Below are 17,949 nucleotides of genomic sequence, written 5' to 3'. Positions count from 1 at the left end.
GTCGTAGTTCACCAAATGAGCTAATAAAGGAATGACAATTCCTAGTATTGGTATGCAGAAGGTCTTGAAGACACTGTCATTGATCATAGTCGGACCGGGAATATGGTAAGGGTTTAACCGGCAACTCAAAACTAATCCTCGCGCCTATTCAGCAGGGCTGGTTTTTTTTCGTTGGGAGCATTACTTTACAAGTGGTAAATAGGTTATATACGTTCTGATTGTTAAAATTCGCATTGATCATGCTTTGGTCATCCTGGTCATGGTCAGGGAGCCGTTTATCATGTTTCAGTAAAATGAGCCTTAGTGTAAGTTTTTGATTATGAATAGATTCTGCTGAATGGGAGATTGGGAAGGAAATGATAAAAAAAATAGCCGGAATTTCCTTCCATGGCACTGATTTTTAACATTATGCACCAGTTTTGCGTTGACCGGGTATGATTTTTTATGGGAAATGGCCTCCACCAAAAAAGGAGCATTCTCTGCGACTCTTTTTTTAATCAAACTCACGTTTGTAATTGCCTCATATCATTGATTTAGACCAGTGGCTAATTTATATTTGGTCTATGAGAATTTTTGTATGGGTTCTATTTATAGTATTCTTGTTTTCTTGCGGGGAGAAAGTGGAAACTGTAAAGCCTATCCTTCAAAATATTACTGAGTCGGTCTATGGTTCCGGCGTCGTAAAAAGCAAAAATCAATACCAGGTTTACTCCGCTGTCAATGGTATTATCCAACATGTGCATATTACTGAAGGGGCATTGGTGCACAAAGGAGATGCAATGATCACACTGGTGAATGAAGCACAAAGGCTTAATTCAGAAAATGCCCGCCTTTCTGCGGACTACTCATCAGTTGACGCCAATAGGGATAAACTAAACGAATTGAGAGCCGATATTGATCTGGCTAGAACAAAGCTGAAGAGTGATTCAATCTTTCTGCAAAGACAAAGGAATCTTTGGGAACAAGGCATAGGCAGCCGTACGGAATTGGACCAGAAAGAGTTGGCATGGAAAAGTTCTGTAACCTCTTATCAATCAGCTTTGCTTAGGTACAGCGAATTAAAGAAACAGGTTGATTATGCTGCAAAACAAGCTAGAAAAAACTTGCAAATAAGTACAGTCGTAGCTGACGATTACACGATAAAAGCCAAACAGGATGGAAAGGTCTACAGCGTTTTAAAGGAGCCCGGTGAAATGGTCAATATACAAACACCTGTTGCTGTAATTGGCGATGCAAAGGAATTTATTGTTGAACTGGAAATTGATGAGTATGATATCTCTAAGATAAGGATAGGACAAACTGTCTTCATCACTATGGACAGCTACAAAGGCCAGACGTTTGAAGCTGTTATCTGTAAGATCAATCCCATGATGGATGATCGCTCAAGGTCACTTACAATTGAAGCTGATTTTACAAAAGAACCACCCGACCTCTATCCTAATTTGACTGTTGAAGCGAATATCCTGATCAGTACTAAGAAAAATGTATTGACAATACCAAGGGATTACTTAGTAGATGAAAACCATGTGATTCTTAAGAGTGGCGAGAAAAGGAAAGTGGTGGTGGGATTAAAAGATTACCAGCGGGCTGAAATAGTGAGTGGCTTAACCAAAGACGTTATGATCAAAAAGCCAATAGAATGAAATCCAGGTTGAGCATTGATATTGCAAAGTCCTTGTTGATGGCCAGGTGGCGACAAACACTGGTGGCTGCCATAGGAGTGACCTTCAGCATCATGATGTTTATTGCATTGTTAGGCTTTATGACAGGACTGAATATTATGCTGGATGATCTTTTTGTGAACAGGACCCCTCATGTACGTTTATATAATGAGATCGAACAAAACCCCAACCAGCCCATTAAAAATGTAACCATTTATAATGGGTATTATCATTTCATTTCTTCCGTAAAGGCAAGCAACAGTCGTGAGCAGATATACAACAGTGCAGCCATTATTCATACCATACAAAAAGATAAAAGGGTATTGGGAATTGCTCCCAAGATCACTACGCCTGCATTCTTTACCGAAGGAAGTGCCCGCATTTCAGGTGTGATTAATGGCATCGATGTGCAGGAAGAGAATAGATTGTTTCATTTTTACGATTACATCACAAGCGGTTCTGGTACTGACTTGAAGGTAGTGCCCAATAGTATCGTACTTGGCAAGGTGTTGGCTGAAGAATTACTGGTATACATCGGTGACCTTGTATATGTTACTACGTCAACAGGTGAGGTATTTCCTTTAAAATTGGTAGGCTTATATGAATCCGGCATCAGGGATTATGATAAAGTACAAGGATTTACTTCCATCACAACTGCACAAAAAATTCTGGGCAAGCCTGCTAATTATGTGACGGATATACAGGTGAAATTGAATGATATAGAACAAGCGCCTGGAGTCGCAAAGGAATACAGTCATTTATTCGGTACACAGGCTGTGGATATCCAGACAGCCAATGCTGAGTTCGAGACGGGGAGCTTCATCAGAACGTTGATCTCTTATGTAGTGGGTATTACTTTATTAATTGTGGCGGGTTTCGGTATTTATAATATTCTGAACATGATGATCTATGAAAAAATGGACTCCATTGCCATTTTAAAAGCTACAGGTTTTTCTGGACGGGATGTAAAAAAGATCTTTCTGATGATTGCAATAAGTATTGGCCTTTTTGGCGGAACAGTTGGTCTTTTCCTCGGCTATCTTTTATCGCTCTTGATTGATGCAGTACCTTTTAAAACGGCATCATTACCAACCATTGAAACATATCCTGTTAATTATAACCCTTTATTTTATTGCATCGGTATTGTTTTCTCATTAGTGACAACTTATCTGGCTGGGCTGTTCCCTGCTGCAAAAGCAAGTAAAGTAGACCCGGTCATCATCATTAGAGGCAAATAACATGAATGGACCTGTATTAGAAGCTAGGCACATCGGCAAAAGATTCCCGGACCAAATGCATATACCTGTACTGTCAGACATAAGTTTTACGGTTGGTAGAGGGGAGTTTGTTTCTGTTATGGGAAAATCTGGTTGTGGAAAGTCCACCTTGCTCTATATTCTTTCAACTATGGATACCGATTATGAGGGTGAGTTATTGATTGATGGAGAGTTGATGACAGGTAAAAAGTCAGGGAGGCTGGCAGAGGTTCGGAACGAAAAGATTGGCTTTGTATTCCAGTTTCACTATTTGTTGAACGAGTTTACTGTTTTGAAAAATGTAATGCTACCCGGGCTGAAGTTGGATAAGTATTCCGAAAAAGAAATTGAGGCCAGGGCAATGAAATGGCTGGATGTTTTACAGATAAAGCAACTGGCTACTAAAATGCCTAACCAGCTGTCCGGAGGTGAAAAACAAAGAGTCGCTATTGCCAGGGCGTTGATCAATGATCCCTTGATTATTATGGGTGACGAACCAACAGGTAACCTGGATAAGAAAAACAGCAATATTGTCCTGGATATTTTCAAAAATCTGAGTGATGAATTCGGCCAAACCTTGTTCATCGTAACCCATGATCCGGATTTTGCCGAACACACCAGCCGGATCATAGAAATGGAAGATGGAATGATCATTCATCAGAAAAATAGTGCACGCCGGTAATTCAAGTAACTTCTTTCTGTTCCCGAATCACTAATTTGCGCCCCATGCAAACATGGGCTGACTTTTTACTTCATTATTACACTTCCTTACAACCTCCGGATAGCTTACCCAACGATGTTCAGTGGCTCTTCCCTCAAAAGGAAAAGACCGTACAGGAAATCATCGGGCAGTTTTTCCGGAAGTTTTATAATGATAGCGGGCAAAGAATACTGTGGCTGGGTATTAATCCCGGGAGATTTGGTGCAGGTGTTACCGGAGTGAATTTTACTGCACCCAGGCAACTTTCTCAATATTGTGGTATTGAACATCCATTTAAATCGCAATCAGAGATCTCTGCTGAATTTATCTATTCAGTGATAGAACAGTATGGGGGGGCGGAACTTTTTTACCACCATTACTTTATTGGCTCTGTATGTCCATTAGGTTTTGTGCAGCATGGCAAGAATATTAATTACTACGATGATAAGCAGTTGTTGCAAAAAGTAGAACCTTTTATTGTAGACAGCCTGCAGCGCCTGGTATCTTTTAATATCAATCGCCAACGGTGCATTTGTGTTGGCGGAGAAAAAAACTTCCGTTACTTGAATGACCTAAATGAGAAGTACAATTGGTTCGATGAGATCATCCCACTCCCGCATCCCAGGTTTGTAATGCAATACAAAAGAAAAAGTGTTCGGGAGTATGTAGACATGTATCTAAAGGCAATATCTTAATATCCCAATATCGCAAAATCTCAATATTAGATCAATGACTAAACAAAAGGCATTATACCTGTCCGTATCAACGCTCCTTTTCTTCCCTCTTTTCCTGGGTGCTCAGACAAGAGAGGAAACCATTAAAAAGATCTATCATGAGGTGTTGAACAACAGTCCTGTCTATGAAAACCTGCGTTTTCTTTGCAAGAAAATTGGCAATCGGATCACAGGCTCGCCTCAGGCAGCTGCAGCAGTAGAGTTTACACATCAACTCATGCAGGATTATGGCTTTGATACTGTTTACTTGCAGCCCATTAAAGTTCCCAGGTGGGACAGGGGAACGCCTCCGGTTGTAAAAGTAATGACTGGGTCAGAGAGTATAACGATTCCTGCACTTGCGCTCAGTTTCACAGAAGGTACAGGCCCCGCAGGTGTTGAAGGTGAAGTGCTGGAATTAAAAAGCCTGGATGAATTAAAGAAGCGAGGCGAAAAAGAGGTGAGGGGAAAGATTGTTTTCTTCAACCGCCCCTTTAACCAGGACCATGTTGATCCGATCAATGCGTACAGCGAGGCTGGTAATCAACGGAGTAATGGTCCTGCCGAAGCGGCTAAATATGGTGCTGCCGGGGTGTTGGTAAGGTCGCTTACTGGCACAACAGACCATTTGCCTCATACAGGCTATACATTCAACGACCCTAAGGGAAGACGCATTCCTGCTGTTGCAATTTCTACTATTGACGCAGACAATTTAAGTGCAGTGATCAGAAGTGGGAAGAAGCCAAATGTGTACATCAATTACCAGGGAAGAGTGATGGATTCTGTGACTTCCTATAATGTGGTTGGTGAATTAAGAGGAAAAACATATCCGCAACAAATTATTGCAGTAGGAGGGCACCTGGATTCCTGGGATGTAGGAGAGGGCGCACACGATGATGGCGGCGGTTGTATGCAGGCGATTGAACTGGGCAGGATGTACAAGAAGTTGGGCATTCAGCCCCAAAGGACCATTCGCGTGGTGATGTGGATGGATGAAGAGATCAATGGGTTGGGGAGCACAGCCTATTACAATATTTCAAATGCTAAAGGCGAAAAACACCTGGTCGCACTCGAATCGGACCTTGGTGTTTTTGCTCCGCTTGGTTTTACTTTTCAAACAAAAAATACCGACCAACTGAGAAAAATGAGTGAGTGGAAGATGTATTTGGAACCTTTTAATGTGCTTTATTTTAAAGAAGGAGAAGGTGGTGTAGACATTGATCCTTTAAAAGATCAGGGTGCTTTGTTGATTGGCTTTAAGCCTGAAGGACAACGTTATTTCGATATTCATCATACACAAGAGGACACTTTCGATAAAGTGAATAAGCGGGAATTAGAATTGGGTGCCGCTGCGATAACTGCACTCATTTACCTGATCGATAAGGATGGCTTGTAATAAGGTTAAGTATCTTTAAATATCTTACAGTTATGAAAAAAGTATTGATAACAGGATTGATAGTTGGTATAATATTGTTTGTTGTAAGCTACGGCGGATTATTCCTGGCAATCAGGTTTTTTCCTGAGCTTTTTGTTCTGTATAATAATCCATTATTTAATTCTAGCGGCGGCAGGGATATCCTGTTTTATTTGCATGCCTTCATTATCAGCTTTGCATTGTCATGGTTTTGGGAGCGGTTTAAGGGATTGTTCAATGGGCCTTTTTTATTAAGAGGGCTTGAGTTCGGGCTGGTCTATGCTTTGGTGGCTTTGCTGCCGGTTATGTGGATTACTTTTAGCTCAATGGATATTACTTTGACAATGGTCGTAAGTTGGTTTGTATATGGATTATTTCAGGCTGTGTTAGCAGGTATATTGTTTGCTAGGTTCAATCCCTGATCAGTGCAACCACGAACTCCTTTCTTATTCAAATACTTTCAGTTTTAAGTCAAAGACCACATTGATTTCATTATTGGTACGGATCATTCCTCCTAATCTGCTGGGAGGAGTGATTTTGAAATCAGAGAAATTAACCTGCCTGGTACCGATCATATTAATGAAGTTGTTAGTTACTGAAACAATCTTGTAGTTTACATCAAACCGTTTCGTTATGCCTGCCAATTCAATCATTACAATTCCCTTGGTGAATGTATTCCTGGCTGCAATATCAGGATATTGCGATAGAGATATAAATCGGATCATTAGTTTAGGAAATTCTTTGGCTTTTAAGGTTTTTCGTAGATCTGAGGTCATTACCGGATTATGGCAATTGAATTTCTGAATATCAAGTTTGATGTTGCCGCTTAATCCTACAGATTGCGACGAATTTATGGTAGCTATAATGGTATCTGGATTGCTATATTCAGCGATAATACAACTGAAATTATTGACATTCGTCGAACCGTCAACCTTTAATGAGCAACCGCTTGTGACCACCCATTTTTTCACGTTGGTTTTATTGTCCTGAAAACCAGATGCGGCAACAATTAAAAACAGGTATAGTAAAGCCTTACGCATGTCTTCAGGTTACAATTGTTTTCTAGGTCAATGATAAGTATTTTAATAATTATAATGGTTGACTTTTTATATACAGGCAAGGGATTTTAAGTCAAGCAGTAGGTCATTGGCTTACCAGGCATTTTCCTCACACTCATAAACATGTTGATGATTTATTTTACTTTTGCTTTTTAACCTTAGAATATGAAGCTCGTTTTCATGCCCTTTTAATGATGCAGGTTTTTCAGATGGCCTGAGCTGATGTCTTTTCAGCCTCTTTTTTTATTCATTCATTTCTCAACTCATCAATTAGATTTTTTATCATGTCGCAGCAATCTATTTCAACAAATAGGGCATCGTATATTTTTTCTTTAATAAAAACGGCCATCCGGGGCGAAGAGCATGACTATACCAAAGGTAGTTTACGCATGGCTGTTATTCTATTAGCCATCCCAATGATTTTGGAAATGATGATGGAATCCGTTTTTGCCGTTGTAGACATCTTCTTTGTCGGCAAGCTGGGCAAGGAAGCCATATCTACGGTAGTGCTTACAGAAACCTTTTTAACCCTTCTCTACTCAGCTGCAATCGCCTTTAGTGTAGGTGCTACTGCTATGGTAGCAAGGCGGGTGGGAGAGAAGAATTTTGATGCCGCAGCAAAGGCTGGGGCACAAGCGATTAACCTGGGCTGGATGGTGGCTGTTGTGATCAGCATAATTGGCGTGGTCTATGCGCGCGACGTGCTTCAGTTAATGGGCGCTTCTGAAAGCGTGCTTGCTATTGGAGTGTCTTATACTAGGGTTGTTTTTGGAAGCAGTGTCGTGATCCTATTGCTTTTTTTGATCAACGGTGTCTTTCGTGGTGCAGGTAATGCCTCGATTGCTATGAAGTCGCTTTGGGTGGCCAATGGCTGTAATATCGTGTTATGCCCATTGCTCATTCATTTCTTTGGTCTTACAGGTGCAGCGATCGCTACCTCAATTGGTCGTGGTTTGGGAGTTTGTTTTCAGCTCTATCACCTGTTTAAAGGCAACAAGACGTTGAGCATCCGGTCTGTTCATTTCACTATTGACTGGCACATTATCAAATCATTATTCCAGATTTCCTGGGTAGGCTTTGTTCAGTTTTTCATTGCTTCAGCCAGCTGGATCGTGCTGGCGCGTATTATGAGCTCCTTTGGCAATGATGCTGCTATTGCAGGCTATGGAGTAGCAATTCGGATCATTATGTTTTTCCTTTTGCCTGCCTGGGGAATGAGTAATGCGGCAGCCACGCTGGTGGGTCAAAACTTGGGTGCCAACGACCCAGAAAGAGCAGAGCGGGCAGTATGGTTGACTGCTCGTTATAATGCCATTTTCATGGCAACCGTAATGGTCATTTTTTTAGTTTTTGCTGAAATGATTGTGCAGTTCATGAACAAAGATGTGCAGGTAGAAGTCTACGCCGTGGAGGCATTACGGATCATCAGCCTTGGCTATGTGTTTTATGGAGTCGGAATGGTGATGGCCAATACTTTTAATGGTGCCGGAGATACCCGTACACCTACCATCATTAATTTGTTCGGCTTTTGGGCATTCCAGATACCACTCGCATACCTGCTGGCTATAGTATTAGATTTTGGTCCCACTGGAGTTTTCATAGCAATCCCGGTGGCCGAAACAGCCATTACCATCGCCGCCTTTCTAACCTTCAGGAAAGGAAAATGGAAGAAAGTGAAAGTATAGAATATAATATAGATTCCGTTAATTTTACTCCGCACCATACCCCGGCCTTGCAGCTTTTTTATGAATAACAATACCATCAATACCAACCTGCTCCGGCAGATATTTTTTATCATTCTGATCATCTTTCTGGGTGTCATTCTTTTTCGTGAACTAAGATTCTTCCTTTCTGCATTCTTGGGTTCTGTCACGTTTTATGTCCTCATGCGTGACCGCATGTTCTACCTGACCGAAAAAAAAGGATGGAGAAAGAGTACGGCTGCTTGGGTATTAATGTTGCTATCTTTTTTTGTGATCCTGGTACCTATCGGCTTGTTGGGGAATATCTTGTATTCAAAAGTTAGTTACCTGGTGATGCACAGTGGTGAATTAATCAATTCACTAAAGATTGCAGTGGTTAATCTGAAGGATAAGATAGGCTACGAGCTTGTCAATCCTAATGCAATTAATCAGCTTGGCCCTTGGATAGGCCAATTGCTCCCAAAGGTGCTGAATATAACTTTTAACACGCTTACCTTGGTGGCGTTGATGTACTTCATCCTGTACTTTATGCTGGTAAATGGCAGGCGTTTGGAAGATGCAATGTATGAATACATACCCTTAAGGGATGGGAATGTGGTATTGTTGGGAAAAGAAGTAAAGCGCATGGTTATTGCCTCATCCATAGGTATTCCGTTGATTGCCTTTATCCAGGGCATTGTTGGGCTCATAGGATACCTCATCATTGGTATTAACGAGCCTTTTTTGTGGTTCGTTGTAACCTGCCTTACGGCCATGGTGCCCATACTGGGAGCAGCCTTGGTCTATGTCCCTCTTACAATCATGTTGCTGGTACAAGGTGAAACTGGTAGAGGAATTGCAATGGCTTTCTGGGGGTTTGGATTAATTGGCCTTGTCGATAACCTCTTCCGTTTTATTCTGAACAAAAGATTTGGAAATATACACCCCATGATCACCGTATTGGGCGTCATTGTAGGGATTCAGCTCTTCGGTTTTATAGGACTTATTTTTGGCCCCTTACTTATTTCCATGTTTATCCTGCTCCTCCGGATCTACTCTTCCGAATTCCTCGTAAAAAAACGCGAAACCCCCAAATTAAAATAACGCTCACGCTCCATTCACAATGCTTTAACCTAAATACTAATATTTTGTTTTAATTCAGCTCATTTTTTCCTCCCCTCATAATAATCCATGACCTTTGCCGTTCCAATATTCATGTTAAAACCATATGAGAGTGAGAAACCACCTTTTTATCGCCCTGGCATTTCTAACGGCTTTCGTGGCTATAGTTCCCGCATTACAAGCTGGTAGTAAAAATTCTTCAATAGAAACACCTGCTTTCACAAATATTGAAACAGTTGCCACAACTGGCAAAACAGCATCCGTTAATGCAAAGTCTGCAAGCGCTCTGCTATACGATAGCCTTAAATTGAATGAATTAGGGTTGTCCCAGGAAGCACTTCAGTACGCCTACAAAGGATATGAGTACCTGCTGGAAAACGGTGCAGTAAAAAACAGCAACATTATTACAGTAGTTGACTTCAGCCAATCTTCTTTCAAGAAAAGAATGTATATCATCGATGTAAAGAATTACAAAGTTTTAGTGAACACTTATGTTGCTCATGGAAGGAATACAGGCTTGCAATATGCTAAAGATTTCTCTAACAAGCCAGAGTCTTTGCAAAGCAGCCTTGGCTTTTATGTAACAAAAGGCATTTACAACGGCAAGCATGGTTTGTCGCTAAAACTGGACGGCAAAGAGCCCGGGTTCAACAATAGGGCTGAAGAAAGAGCTATCGTTGTACATGGTGCAGATTACATAGGAGCGCATCGTCTGAATACTCCCTGCATGGGACGTAGCTTTGGTTGCCCGGCCGTTCCTCAGGAGCAGGCTGCTAAAGTGATCAATACAATAAAAGATGGAACCGTTTTATTCATTTATCATCCCTCACCTAATTACCTTCAAAATTCCAGGATCTTAAACTCCTGATTTTGAGTGGTCTAGAAAATAAAATAAAAGCCCGGCCTTATTTCTCGGCCGGGCTTTTATTTTTACCTATAGATTTACAAATTAGCTTTAAACGAACAAATAAGCTATGATCTGTGCTAAAACGCCAGCCGCAAAGCCAAAATAAACTTCCCATGGGTTATGGTCCGAATTGATGAGCCTGGATGTGCATACAAGCCCGCCTATTAATAAGGTGATGGAAATATAAGGTCCGAGGTTGAGATAAGTCGTAAAGCCCAGCAGCAACATAAATGCTACTGCCACGCCAACGGCTAATGCGTGCATACTTACCTTCATGTAGATATTCAATATCAATCCTATGCTGGAGGCGAGGAAAATGGCTAGGCTAAACATGACTACTTCAGTAGGGATCTGTGGCTGGTTCTTTAAAACATACCACATCCAGAAATAGTACAACCCACACGCTATGTAAGGAATGATCCGGTCTTTCTGGTTCCTGAGAAAAATAGTTTGAACAAATCCCAAAGCTTTAGCCAACAGGATGGTAGCTAAGGGGAAGAGTGCATACATCACCAGGAAGCGGATGAGCAACAAACTTTTATCCCAGCCTGTGAATGCCGGAAAGATCTGGTATATATAAATCAGGAACCAGGATACATAAACCGGGATAAAAAGCGGGTGAAAAATAACTGATATAACACGGGCAATGAATCTTATAACCGGATGATAAGACATATTTGTGGCAGGTAAAACCTGTCGCTTTTGTTCTATTACGTTCATAATTATAGCTCCTTGCGCAGCCTGGCCACCGGGATATTCAACTGCTCCCTGTATTTGGCAACGGTTCGGCGTGCAATATTATAGCCTTTTTCCTGAAGCAACTCTGTTAAACGCTCGTCACTCAAAGGTTTTTTCTTGTTTTCATATTCAATCAGGTCGCTCAGTATCTTTTTTACCTCCCTTGTAGACACCTCTTCTCCAGAATCGGTAGTAAGCGATTCGCTGAAGAAGAACTTTAACCTGTAAGTACCAAATTCTGTCTGCACAAACTTGCTGTTCGCTACACGGCTCACGGTGGAAATATCCAAACCCGTTTTTTCTGCTATGTCTTTCAGGATCATCGGCCTTAGCATGGTCTCATCACCTGTCAGGAAAAAGTCGTGCTGGTGGTTCATAATGGCTGTCATCGTACTAATCAGCGTATGTTGACGCTGCTTGATGGCATCAATGAACCATTTAGCGGCATCTATCTTTTGCTTGATAAATAAAACAGCTTCTTTCTGACGCCGGTCCTTCTTCGATCCTCGGTCATATTCACGCAACATGTCCCGGTAGCCTTCGCTGATGCGTAGTTCGGGGGCGTTTTTAGAATTTAGGGTGAGTTCCAGTTTACCACCAGTATTGGTGATGAAAAAGTCGGGTACCACATAACTTTCTGCTTTGTTCACTTCACCTACATGACCTCCTGGTTTAGGATTCAGGCGGGTGATCTGGTGCATCACGTCCTTCAGCTCTTCATCAGTAAGGTTCAGTCCTCGCTGGATTTTTTCATAGTGCTTTTTGGTAAACTCGTCAAAGTACTTGGTCAGAGCCGCAATGGCAATGTCAACATCCTTCCCTTCCTCCTTCTGGCGCATTAACTGAAGCAAGAGGCATTCCTGCAGGTTTCTTGCTGCCACACCCGACGGGTCAAAGTACTGAATTCGCTTAATGATGCGTTCCACATGCTCCTCATCGGTAAAAATATTCTGGCGAAAAGCGAGGTCGTCCACAATGGCCGAGGTTTCACGGCGCAGGTAACCATCTTCGTCGATACTGCCAATGATCTGTTCAGCTATCCTGTATTCCGTTTCGTCCAGATTCAGCATTCCCAATTGTGCTTCCAGTACTTCGTAAAAGCTGGTTTCCACTTTGTAAGGCATGGTTTGCTTTTCTTCCTGCTCCCCGTAATTGTCATCCCTTAATTTGTAATCAGCAATGTCATCATCTCCTTCCCGGACATAATCGGATATATCTATATTATCATAGGTTTCTTCATCCTTGCTGCTTTCATCATAATTATCTTCCTCACGATCTGCAAACTCGTCCTTCATTTCTCCCTCATAATTTTCATCAAAACCCTCTTCAGAGAGTTCCAAAGCAGGGTTCTCTTCCAGTTCTTCTTTAACGCGTTCTTCCAAATTTGCGGTAGGCACCTGCAGCAATTTCATTAATTGAATTTGTTGCGGTGATAATTTTTGAAGTAACTTTTGTTGTAAACTTTGGTTAAGGCTCATCAGAAATCATTTTAGTGGCCAAAAAAATCGGCCCTTTGCACAAAAATCGAGCCGTAAATTTACAAGTAAATATCATTCCATGGGGAAAACTGTCGTTTGTTTTATAATTTCTTTTCTGCTTTTTTCTTCAAAAGCCTTGACACAGCTGTGTTTTAGGAGAAAAATGGATAGCACCGCCCGGACTGAAAAAATCTTGATTTTGCCGCAAAATTTCTACAATCAACACCTGGGTTTCTTTTGTAAAAAAGAAGACCAGTTGCAAAAGCAGTCCAAACTAAATCTATTCATCCGCCTCGGCGATAAAAGACACGTAGATTACCTGGAAGGGAAAAATTTGAGGCAATCATCCTTTGTCGCTCCACCATATTAACTCCATACCTACCCCGTACCGACTCCGTATCTAAGCCATACCCGAGCCTATACGTTTCTGCCCTATCCGTCAAATAATTGATTACTTCAACATCCCCCAAACCTCAAATTCTCCACTCCAAACCTCAAATCCCTAAATTCCGAAATCCGAATTCACAAATCCCTTCTACCAGCAATCATCTACCAACTATCATCTATCATCTTCCCTCCCTCCATTCGTCATTCCTAATATGCCTTATAGTAATCTTATAGGAAACTTACAGTAAAGTTATAGTAAACTTATAGTAGAGTTATAGTAAACATCAGCCGTACATGCTACATACATCCTCCCTATACACTCCGTATCTACCCCCTACCTAAGGCGTATCTACCATACCCCCACGACCTACTATCCCCTTTATCTAACCGACCATGCCTTCCGCATACCTGAAGCACACCTGAAGCATACTTACAGCATACCTGAAGCACGAAACAGATTTTGACCCTTCCCGTTCCATTCGCCTCCCTCTATATTCAGACAGCAGTCACCCTTTTATCACACACGAAATTGTCCATTCAATCCTGCCTGTCCTGGGATAAAGCGTATATAGTGTGCTCTTCCCTATTCTTTTGGATTCTGTTTAAGGAAGCAGGATTGTCCTCTGAAAGATATCCCGCTTTATAAGTAGTTTGCACCAATGAAAACTATTTATACCCTCCTTTGCCTGTTGGTATTTATCAGTCTGTCTGCGCAGAACAACCTTCACGTGATGACTTTTAATATTCGATTAAATACTCCTGCTGATAGCCTTAATGCCTGGCCATACCGGAAAGAGAAGGTCGCTTCTCAAATCTTATTTCATCAGTCACACATAGTGGGCGTTCAGGAAGCCTTACACAACCAGATGGTTGATCTGAAGAATTTGCTGCCCTCTTATAAGTATGCAGGTGTTGGCAGAGATGACGGCAAGCAAAAGGGGGAGTATTCAGCTATTTTTTACGATACCTTACGCCTGCAATTGTTGCGGACAGAAACATTCTGGCTCTCCGAACAGCCAAATGTGCCGGGAAGTAAAAGTTGGGATGCCGCCATTACCCGCATTGTGACCTGGGCACAATTCATCGATCGTAAAACGAAGAAGAAGTTGTACGTTTTCAATACCCATTTCGATCACATAGGACAGGAGGCCCGTAAGGAAAGCGCCAGGCTCTTGTTGCAGAAGATAAAAGATATAGCGGGCAAACAACCTGTGATCTTAACTGGCGACTTTAATTCGCAACCGCATTCAGCGCCTATCCAAATTATTACAGATACAACGGCTCCTTTTTTCATGACAGATACTAAGAAGTTGTCCCGTCAACCCCATTACGGTCCTACGGGAACTTTTAATGGCTTTGGCCCTAAAGAAGTAGACGATGAGCCTATCGACTTTATTTTCGTTCGTAATGGATTCAAAGTATTACAACATGCTTCGTTGTCTCAAACTTGGCAGGGGCGTTTTTCTTCTGATCATTTCCCTGTTTTTGCAATATTTGAAGTAAATTGATATATGTATTTTTTGAGCAACAGGAAATAATACTTGTTGATTTCCTTGCTTAAGATCAATGACAATGACCATGCTTGAGCAAATATTGGTTGAAAACAGGGCATATTTTCACCCGGTTGTTCCTCTTCAGCCTGGAAAGGATAAATTGGTACAGCTTCACTTTACACAGGAAAATCGAGCATTAACGGAAGATGTGCTGGGCAATACAAACAAGTTTACCGACTACATTAATGCCACGCTGGAAAAAGCAGATGCGCGATTTGGCATTGGTGGGTATGGTGAGTACAGGACAATTTATAGCCGGAGCGAAATATTTGGCTCTGCACAAGGCCAGTCTGAGCCTCGTCGCTTCCACTTGGGCATAGACATCTGGGGTAAGCCATGTACTCATGTAATGGCACCTTTGGATGGATTTGTGCATAGTTTTGCTTTTAGAGAATCTTTTGGCGATTATGGAGCTGTAATTATTCTTACTCACCAGTTGGACGGATATAGTTTTTATACCCTTTATGGGCATCTGAGTCTCGCTTCTATTAAAAATTTGCAGGAAGGCGCCAGGATTAAAAAGGGAGAGGTGTTTGCCGAATTCGGTATACCTCAGGAAAATGGTAGCTGGCCTCCTCATCTCCATTTCCAGATCATTAAAGATTTAGAAGGTATGAAAGGCGATTACCCTGGTGTTTGCCGCTATTCTGAAAAAGAGAAATATCTTTCAAATTGTCCCAATCCAGATATGATCCTTTGTTTAAACCAATTCCTGCCACAAGAGAATAATTAAATCGATCTTCAGTAAGAGCTGGCAAATGCTAATCCAATGATTTGTCTGTCAATTTATATCATGTATTATAATAATGGTTGCTAATTAAAATTGTAGCTTTATAGAAACTCCATTTGATACGCTTCTTTAGAAATACAGGAACAAAGCATTGTCTTGTCATAAACCCTTGATCCAGGCCCAATTACAAAAATTATATTCTTCACCTTTAAATAGTAATTGTTATGGCCTTTAATTTAATAGATTCATTTAAAAGCCTGATAACGCCCGAAATCGTTGATAAAGCAGCTTTACAGTTTGGGGAAAGCCAGGCTGGTATCAGTAAAGCTGTATCAGGTGCGGTGCCGGCTATCCTGGCTGGATTTATTCACATGGCTGAAACCGGTCATGCTGATTCTTTATTGCAAGATGCAAAGGAAGCGGCAAGCAATAACCTTAGTAATTTCTCCGATACTGGTTCTGTACTCTCGAAAGGGATAGAATGGGTTAATAATTTATTTGGCACCAGATTAAGCTCAATTGAAGATGTCCTGGCTAGGTTTGCAGGTATCAAATCAGCCTCTGCAAATTCTTTATTAGGAATGTTGGCGCCTGTAGGTCTTGGCGTTATTGGGAAGCATGCACTGGATAGTAATTTATCGGCAAGTGGTCTTACTTCCTTTCTTTCCAGCCAGAAAGCGTCAGTTTTGGGAGCTTTACCAGATGGCTTAAACCTTGGAATAGATAGATGGTTAGGTAGCACAGAAAGGGTGCATGAAAATGTAACTACTGCAACTGCCACTGCCCGTAGAGCTATGGCAAGTGCTGCTCCTCCTCGAACCAATTGGGTACTTCCTTTGATTCTTATTTTAGGGGCTGTTGGCTTGCTTTGGTACTTCCTGGGCCGGAGTGACAATAAAGAAAAGGAGGTGGCTGCCACCCCAGTTACAGATACCGTTTCTGAAGCTCCTATGACGCCGGCAGAATCTGCTGCAGCAGCTGTCGAAAGGGAATCAATGAAAGTGCGGCTGGCAGATAATACTGAAATTAATGCTTACAAGGGAGGAATAGAAGATAGGCTGGTAACATGCTTGAATGATGCAACATGCATGGCTGGTAAAGACCAATGGTTTGATTTTGACAATATCAATTTTGAAACAGGTAGTGCGCAACTTACAGCTCAAAGCCAGGCGCAGATTTCCAACATTGTTATGATTATGAACGCTTATCCGAAAGCTAAGATCAAGATTGGTGGCTATACAGATAAGACAGGCGACGATGCTGCCAACAAAAAGCTGAGCCAGGATAGGGCAGAGACTGTCTTAAACGCTCTGAAGGCAGGAGGTGTTCAGCAATCTCAATTGATAGGTGCTGAGGGATATGGGTCTGAGTTTGCAAAAGTGCCAGCCTCCGCTCCTGATGAAGAAAGGCGTGTCGACCGAAGAATATCTGTTCAATTAAGAGAAAAATGATTCATAAAAGGCAGATGATTGTTAAATGCAATCACCTGCCTTTATTGTGCTCACTGCACCACTTTTAAATTGAACATCGGAGATCCTGTGGCTTGCCAGATGGCAACCCAAAAAGGAACATAGGCTTCGGTGCAGCGTGCCATTTCAATGCCGCCAAGATCAATCAGGCGTTCTGGTCTCCAATGGAAGTTATCTACAAAGAAGTGCATCATTTTATTTTTAATATCAGCATTGTTGCCACAAACAAATAGATTGTGGTCGCCATTATTGACCTGTCGTGCATCAACCATTAGTTTGTGGTTTACTGTATTGAGCGCTTTTATCACATAAGCATTGGGTAAGAGTCTTTGGATCTCTTCACCCAGGGAGTTGTTGTTACTCAAGCCGTTGATAAGCCTTGGCGGCATACCATGGGTAAAGTCGAGTGGATTAGTGATGTCGACAAAGATTTTATTAGCCGTGTTGAATTCGTCAAGGCTTCTGATCACATCAAGAGCGTGTTCGCCGTTCAGGCAAATGAAAACAATATCTCCATATGCTGCTGCATCATTAAAAGTTCCCTGGGACGCATGCTTGCTGTTTTTTTTAACCAATTCCGCCACCTTTTCATTTGTTGCAGTCCTGCTGCCGATCATAACGTCATGATTTTTGTCTAAAAGGGCTGATGCAATGGTTTCGCCCACCATGCCAGTGCCGAGGATACCTATTTTCATGATTAAAGGTTTTTGGTTACTTAAAAGTAATATGAGGATATGAATAATTAAACTGTGATTTTGAATTGAAGAATTTACTGGCGGCGTGTAATTAACTATTGGATTGTCTGGACTTGGATTTGGAGTTTGAGGTTTGGAGTTTATTGGGGTGGAGCAGTCAGGGAGTTGGGAGGCAGTTGATACGGGGTATAATAAGAGTAGACAGGGAGTTTCTATGGAGTTACACCGCAGTAAGGTCTCCTATGTTTGTTTTTTGAAGCAGTATTTTTTGAGAGGAGTCGGGAAGGTCTGGGTAGTTTTGAGTCCATCAGTGAAAAAGGGTGAGCGTACAATTTAGGTCTAAGTAACCCCTGAGGGTATACTGTTATAGAGATTTTACCTCCCCT

Annotated in this window: 17 protein-coding genes; 13 read left to right on the top strand and 4 right to left on the bottom strand. The window is 41.7% G+C overall.

The window, feature by feature from the left end; genetic code table 11:
• Positions 1–563 precede the first annotated feature (563 nt).
• The 6 genes from OCK74_RS24860 to OCK74_RS24835 are packed head-to-tail and all read left to right on the top strand — an operon-like array spanning position 564 to position 6,166.
• A complete protein-coding gene (locus OCK74_RS24860) occupies positions 564–1,643 on the top strand; it encodes an efflux RND transporter periplasmic adaptor subunit (protein WP_279299816.1) in 1,080 nt (359 codons plus the stop codon).
• Positions 1,640–2,899 (top strand): ABC transporter permease, encoded by a 1,260-nt coding sequence (locus OCK74_RS24855; protein ID WP_279299815.1) that lies wholly within the window; start codon positions 1,640–1,642, stop codon positions 2,897–2,899. Before OCK74_RS24860 ends, OCK74_RS24855 begins: the two co-directional genes overlap by 4 nt.
• Before the next feature lies 1 nt (position 2,900).
• A complete protein-coding gene (locus OCK74_RS24850) occupies positions 2,901–3,599 on the top strand; it encodes an ABC transporter ATP-binding protein (protein WP_279299814.1) in 699 nt (232 codons plus the stop codon).
• Between the two features lie 44 nt (positions 3,600–3,643).
• Positions 3,644–4,312, top strand: coding sequence for a uracil-DNA glycosylase family protein (locus OCK74_RS24845; protein WP_279299813.1), 669 nt, complete (start codon positions 3,644–3,646; stop codon positions 4,310–4,312).
• 34 nt (positions 4,313–4,346) lie between these two features.
• Positions 4,347–5,726, top strand: coding sequence for a M20/M25/M40 family metallo-hydrolase (locus OCK74_RS24840; protein ID WP_279299812.1), 1,380 nt, complete (start codon positions 4,347–4,349; stop codon positions 5,724–5,726).
• A 32-nt stretch (positions 5,727–5,758) separates the two neighbouring features.
• Positions 5,759–6,166 carry a hypothetical protein gene (locus OCK74_RS24835; protein ID WP_279299811.1) on the top strand — a complete coding sequence of 136 codons (408 nt, stop codon included), beginning with the start codon at positions 5,759–5,761 and terminating at the stop codon, positions 6,164–6,166.
• Positions 6,167–6,190: 24 nt separating this feature from the next.
• On the opposite strand, the gene OCK74_RS24830 is transcribed toward OCK74_RS24835, so the two are convergent.
• The gene (locus tag OCK74_RS24830; protein WP_279299810.1) at positions 6,191–6,784 is read right to left on the bottom strand and encodes a YceI family protein; all 594 of its coding nucleotides are present in this window, start codon (positions 6,782–6,784) and stop codon (positions 6,191–6,193) included.
• Positions 6,785–7,086: 302 nt separating this feature from the next.
• Between OCK74_RS24830 and OCK74_RS24825 the strand changes: the two genes are divergently transcribed.
• The 3 genes from OCK74_RS24825 to OCK74_RS24815 all read left to right on the top strand — a co-directional run bounded on the left by OCK74_RS24825 (position 7,087) and on the right by OCK74_RS24815 (position 10,474).
• Positions 7,087–8,487: an MATE family efflux transporter gene (locus tag OCK74_RS24825; RefSeq protein ID WP_279299809.1), complete on the top strand. Its 1,401-nt coding sequence runs from the start codon at positions 7,087–7,089 to the stop codon at positions 8,485–8,487.
• A gap of 60 nt (positions 8,488–8,547) precedes the next feature.
• Positions 8,548–9,588: an AI-2E family transporter gene (locus tag OCK74_RS24820; RefSeq protein WP_279299808.1), complete on the top strand. Its 1,041-nt coding sequence runs from the start codon at positions 8,548–8,550 to the stop codon at positions 9,586–9,588.
• Between the two features lie 130 nt (positions 9,589–9,718).
• Positions 9,719–10,474 (top strand): murein L,D-transpeptidase catalytic domain family protein, encoded by a 756-nt coding sequence (locus OCK74_RS24815; protein WP_279299807.1) that lies wholly within the window; start codon positions 9,719–9,721, stop codon positions 10,472–10,474.
• 87 nt (positions 10,475–10,561) lie between these two features.
• Here the strand turns inward: OCK74_RS24815 and OCK74_RS24810 are convergent, their stop codons facing one another.
• Both OCK74_RS24810 and rpoN read right to left on the bottom strand, forming a co-directional pair.
• Positions 10,562–11,233, bottom strand: coding sequence for a hypothetical protein (locus tag OCK74_RS24810; protein WP_279299806.1), 672 nt, complete (start codon positions 11,231–11,233; stop codon positions 10,562–10,564).
• Positions 11,234–11,235: 2 nt separating this feature from the next.
• Positions 11,236–12,729, bottom strand: a complete 1,494-nt coding sequence (rpoN, locus tag OCK74_RS24805; protein ID WP_279299805.1) for an RNA polymerase factor sigma-54 — start codon at positions 12,727–12,729, stop codon at positions 11,236–11,238.
• Positions 12,730–12,928: 199 nt separating this feature from the next.
• On the opposite strand from rpoN, the gene OCK74_RS24800 reads away from it, so the two are divergent.
• The 4 genes from OCK74_RS24800 to OCK74_RS24785 all read left to right on the top strand — a co-directional run bounded on the left by OCK74_RS24800 (position 12,929) and on the right by OCK74_RS24785 (position 16,850).
• Positions 12,929–13,099 carry a hypothetical protein gene (locus OCK74_RS24800; RefSeq protein ID WP_279299804.1) on the top strand — a complete coding sequence of 57 codons (171 nt, stop codon included), beginning with the start codon at positions 12,929–12,931 and terminating at the stop codon, positions 13,097–13,099.
• Positions 13,100–13,775: 676 nt separating this feature from the next.
• On the top strand, positions 13,776–14,624 hold the full coding sequence (locus OCK74_RS24795) for an endonuclease/exonuclease/phosphatase family protein (RefSeq protein WP_279299803.1): 849 nt from the start codon (positions 13,776–13,778) through the stop codon (positions 14,622–14,624).
• Positions 14,625–14,688: 64 nt separating this feature from the next.
• On the top strand, positions 14,689–15,402 hold the full coding sequence (locus tag OCK74_RS24790) for a peptidoglycan DD-metalloendopeptidase family protein (protein ID WP_279299802.1): 714 nt from the start codon (positions 14,689–14,691) through the stop codon (positions 15,400–15,402).
• 221 nt (positions 15,403–15,623) lie between these two features.
• Entirely contained in the window at positions 15,624–16,850 is a 1,227-nt protein-coding gene (locus tag OCK74_RS24785; RefSeq protein ID WP_279299801.1) for an OmpA family protein, read from the top strand.
• A gap of 50 nt (positions 16,851–16,900) precedes the next feature.
• On the opposite strand, the gene OCK74_RS24780 is transcribed toward OCK74_RS24785, so the two are convergent.
• Positions 16,901–17,563: an NADPH-dependent F420 reductase gene (locus OCK74_RS24780; protein WP_279299800.1), complete on the bottom strand. Its 663-nt coding sequence runs from the start codon at positions 17,561–17,563 to the stop codon at positions 16,901–16,903.
• Positions 17,564–17,949 lie beyond the last annotated feature (386 nt).

Origin of the sequence: Paraflavisolibacter caeni, from assembly GCF_025628885.1 — a bacterium.
GTDB classification, from domain to species: domain Bacteria; phylum Bacteroidota; class Bacteroidia; order Chitinophagales; family Chitinophagaceae; genus Flavisolibacter; species Flavisolibacter caeni.
Note: the sequence above shows the minus strand (reverse complement) of the source record. Positions and strands in the feature narration are given on the sequence as shown.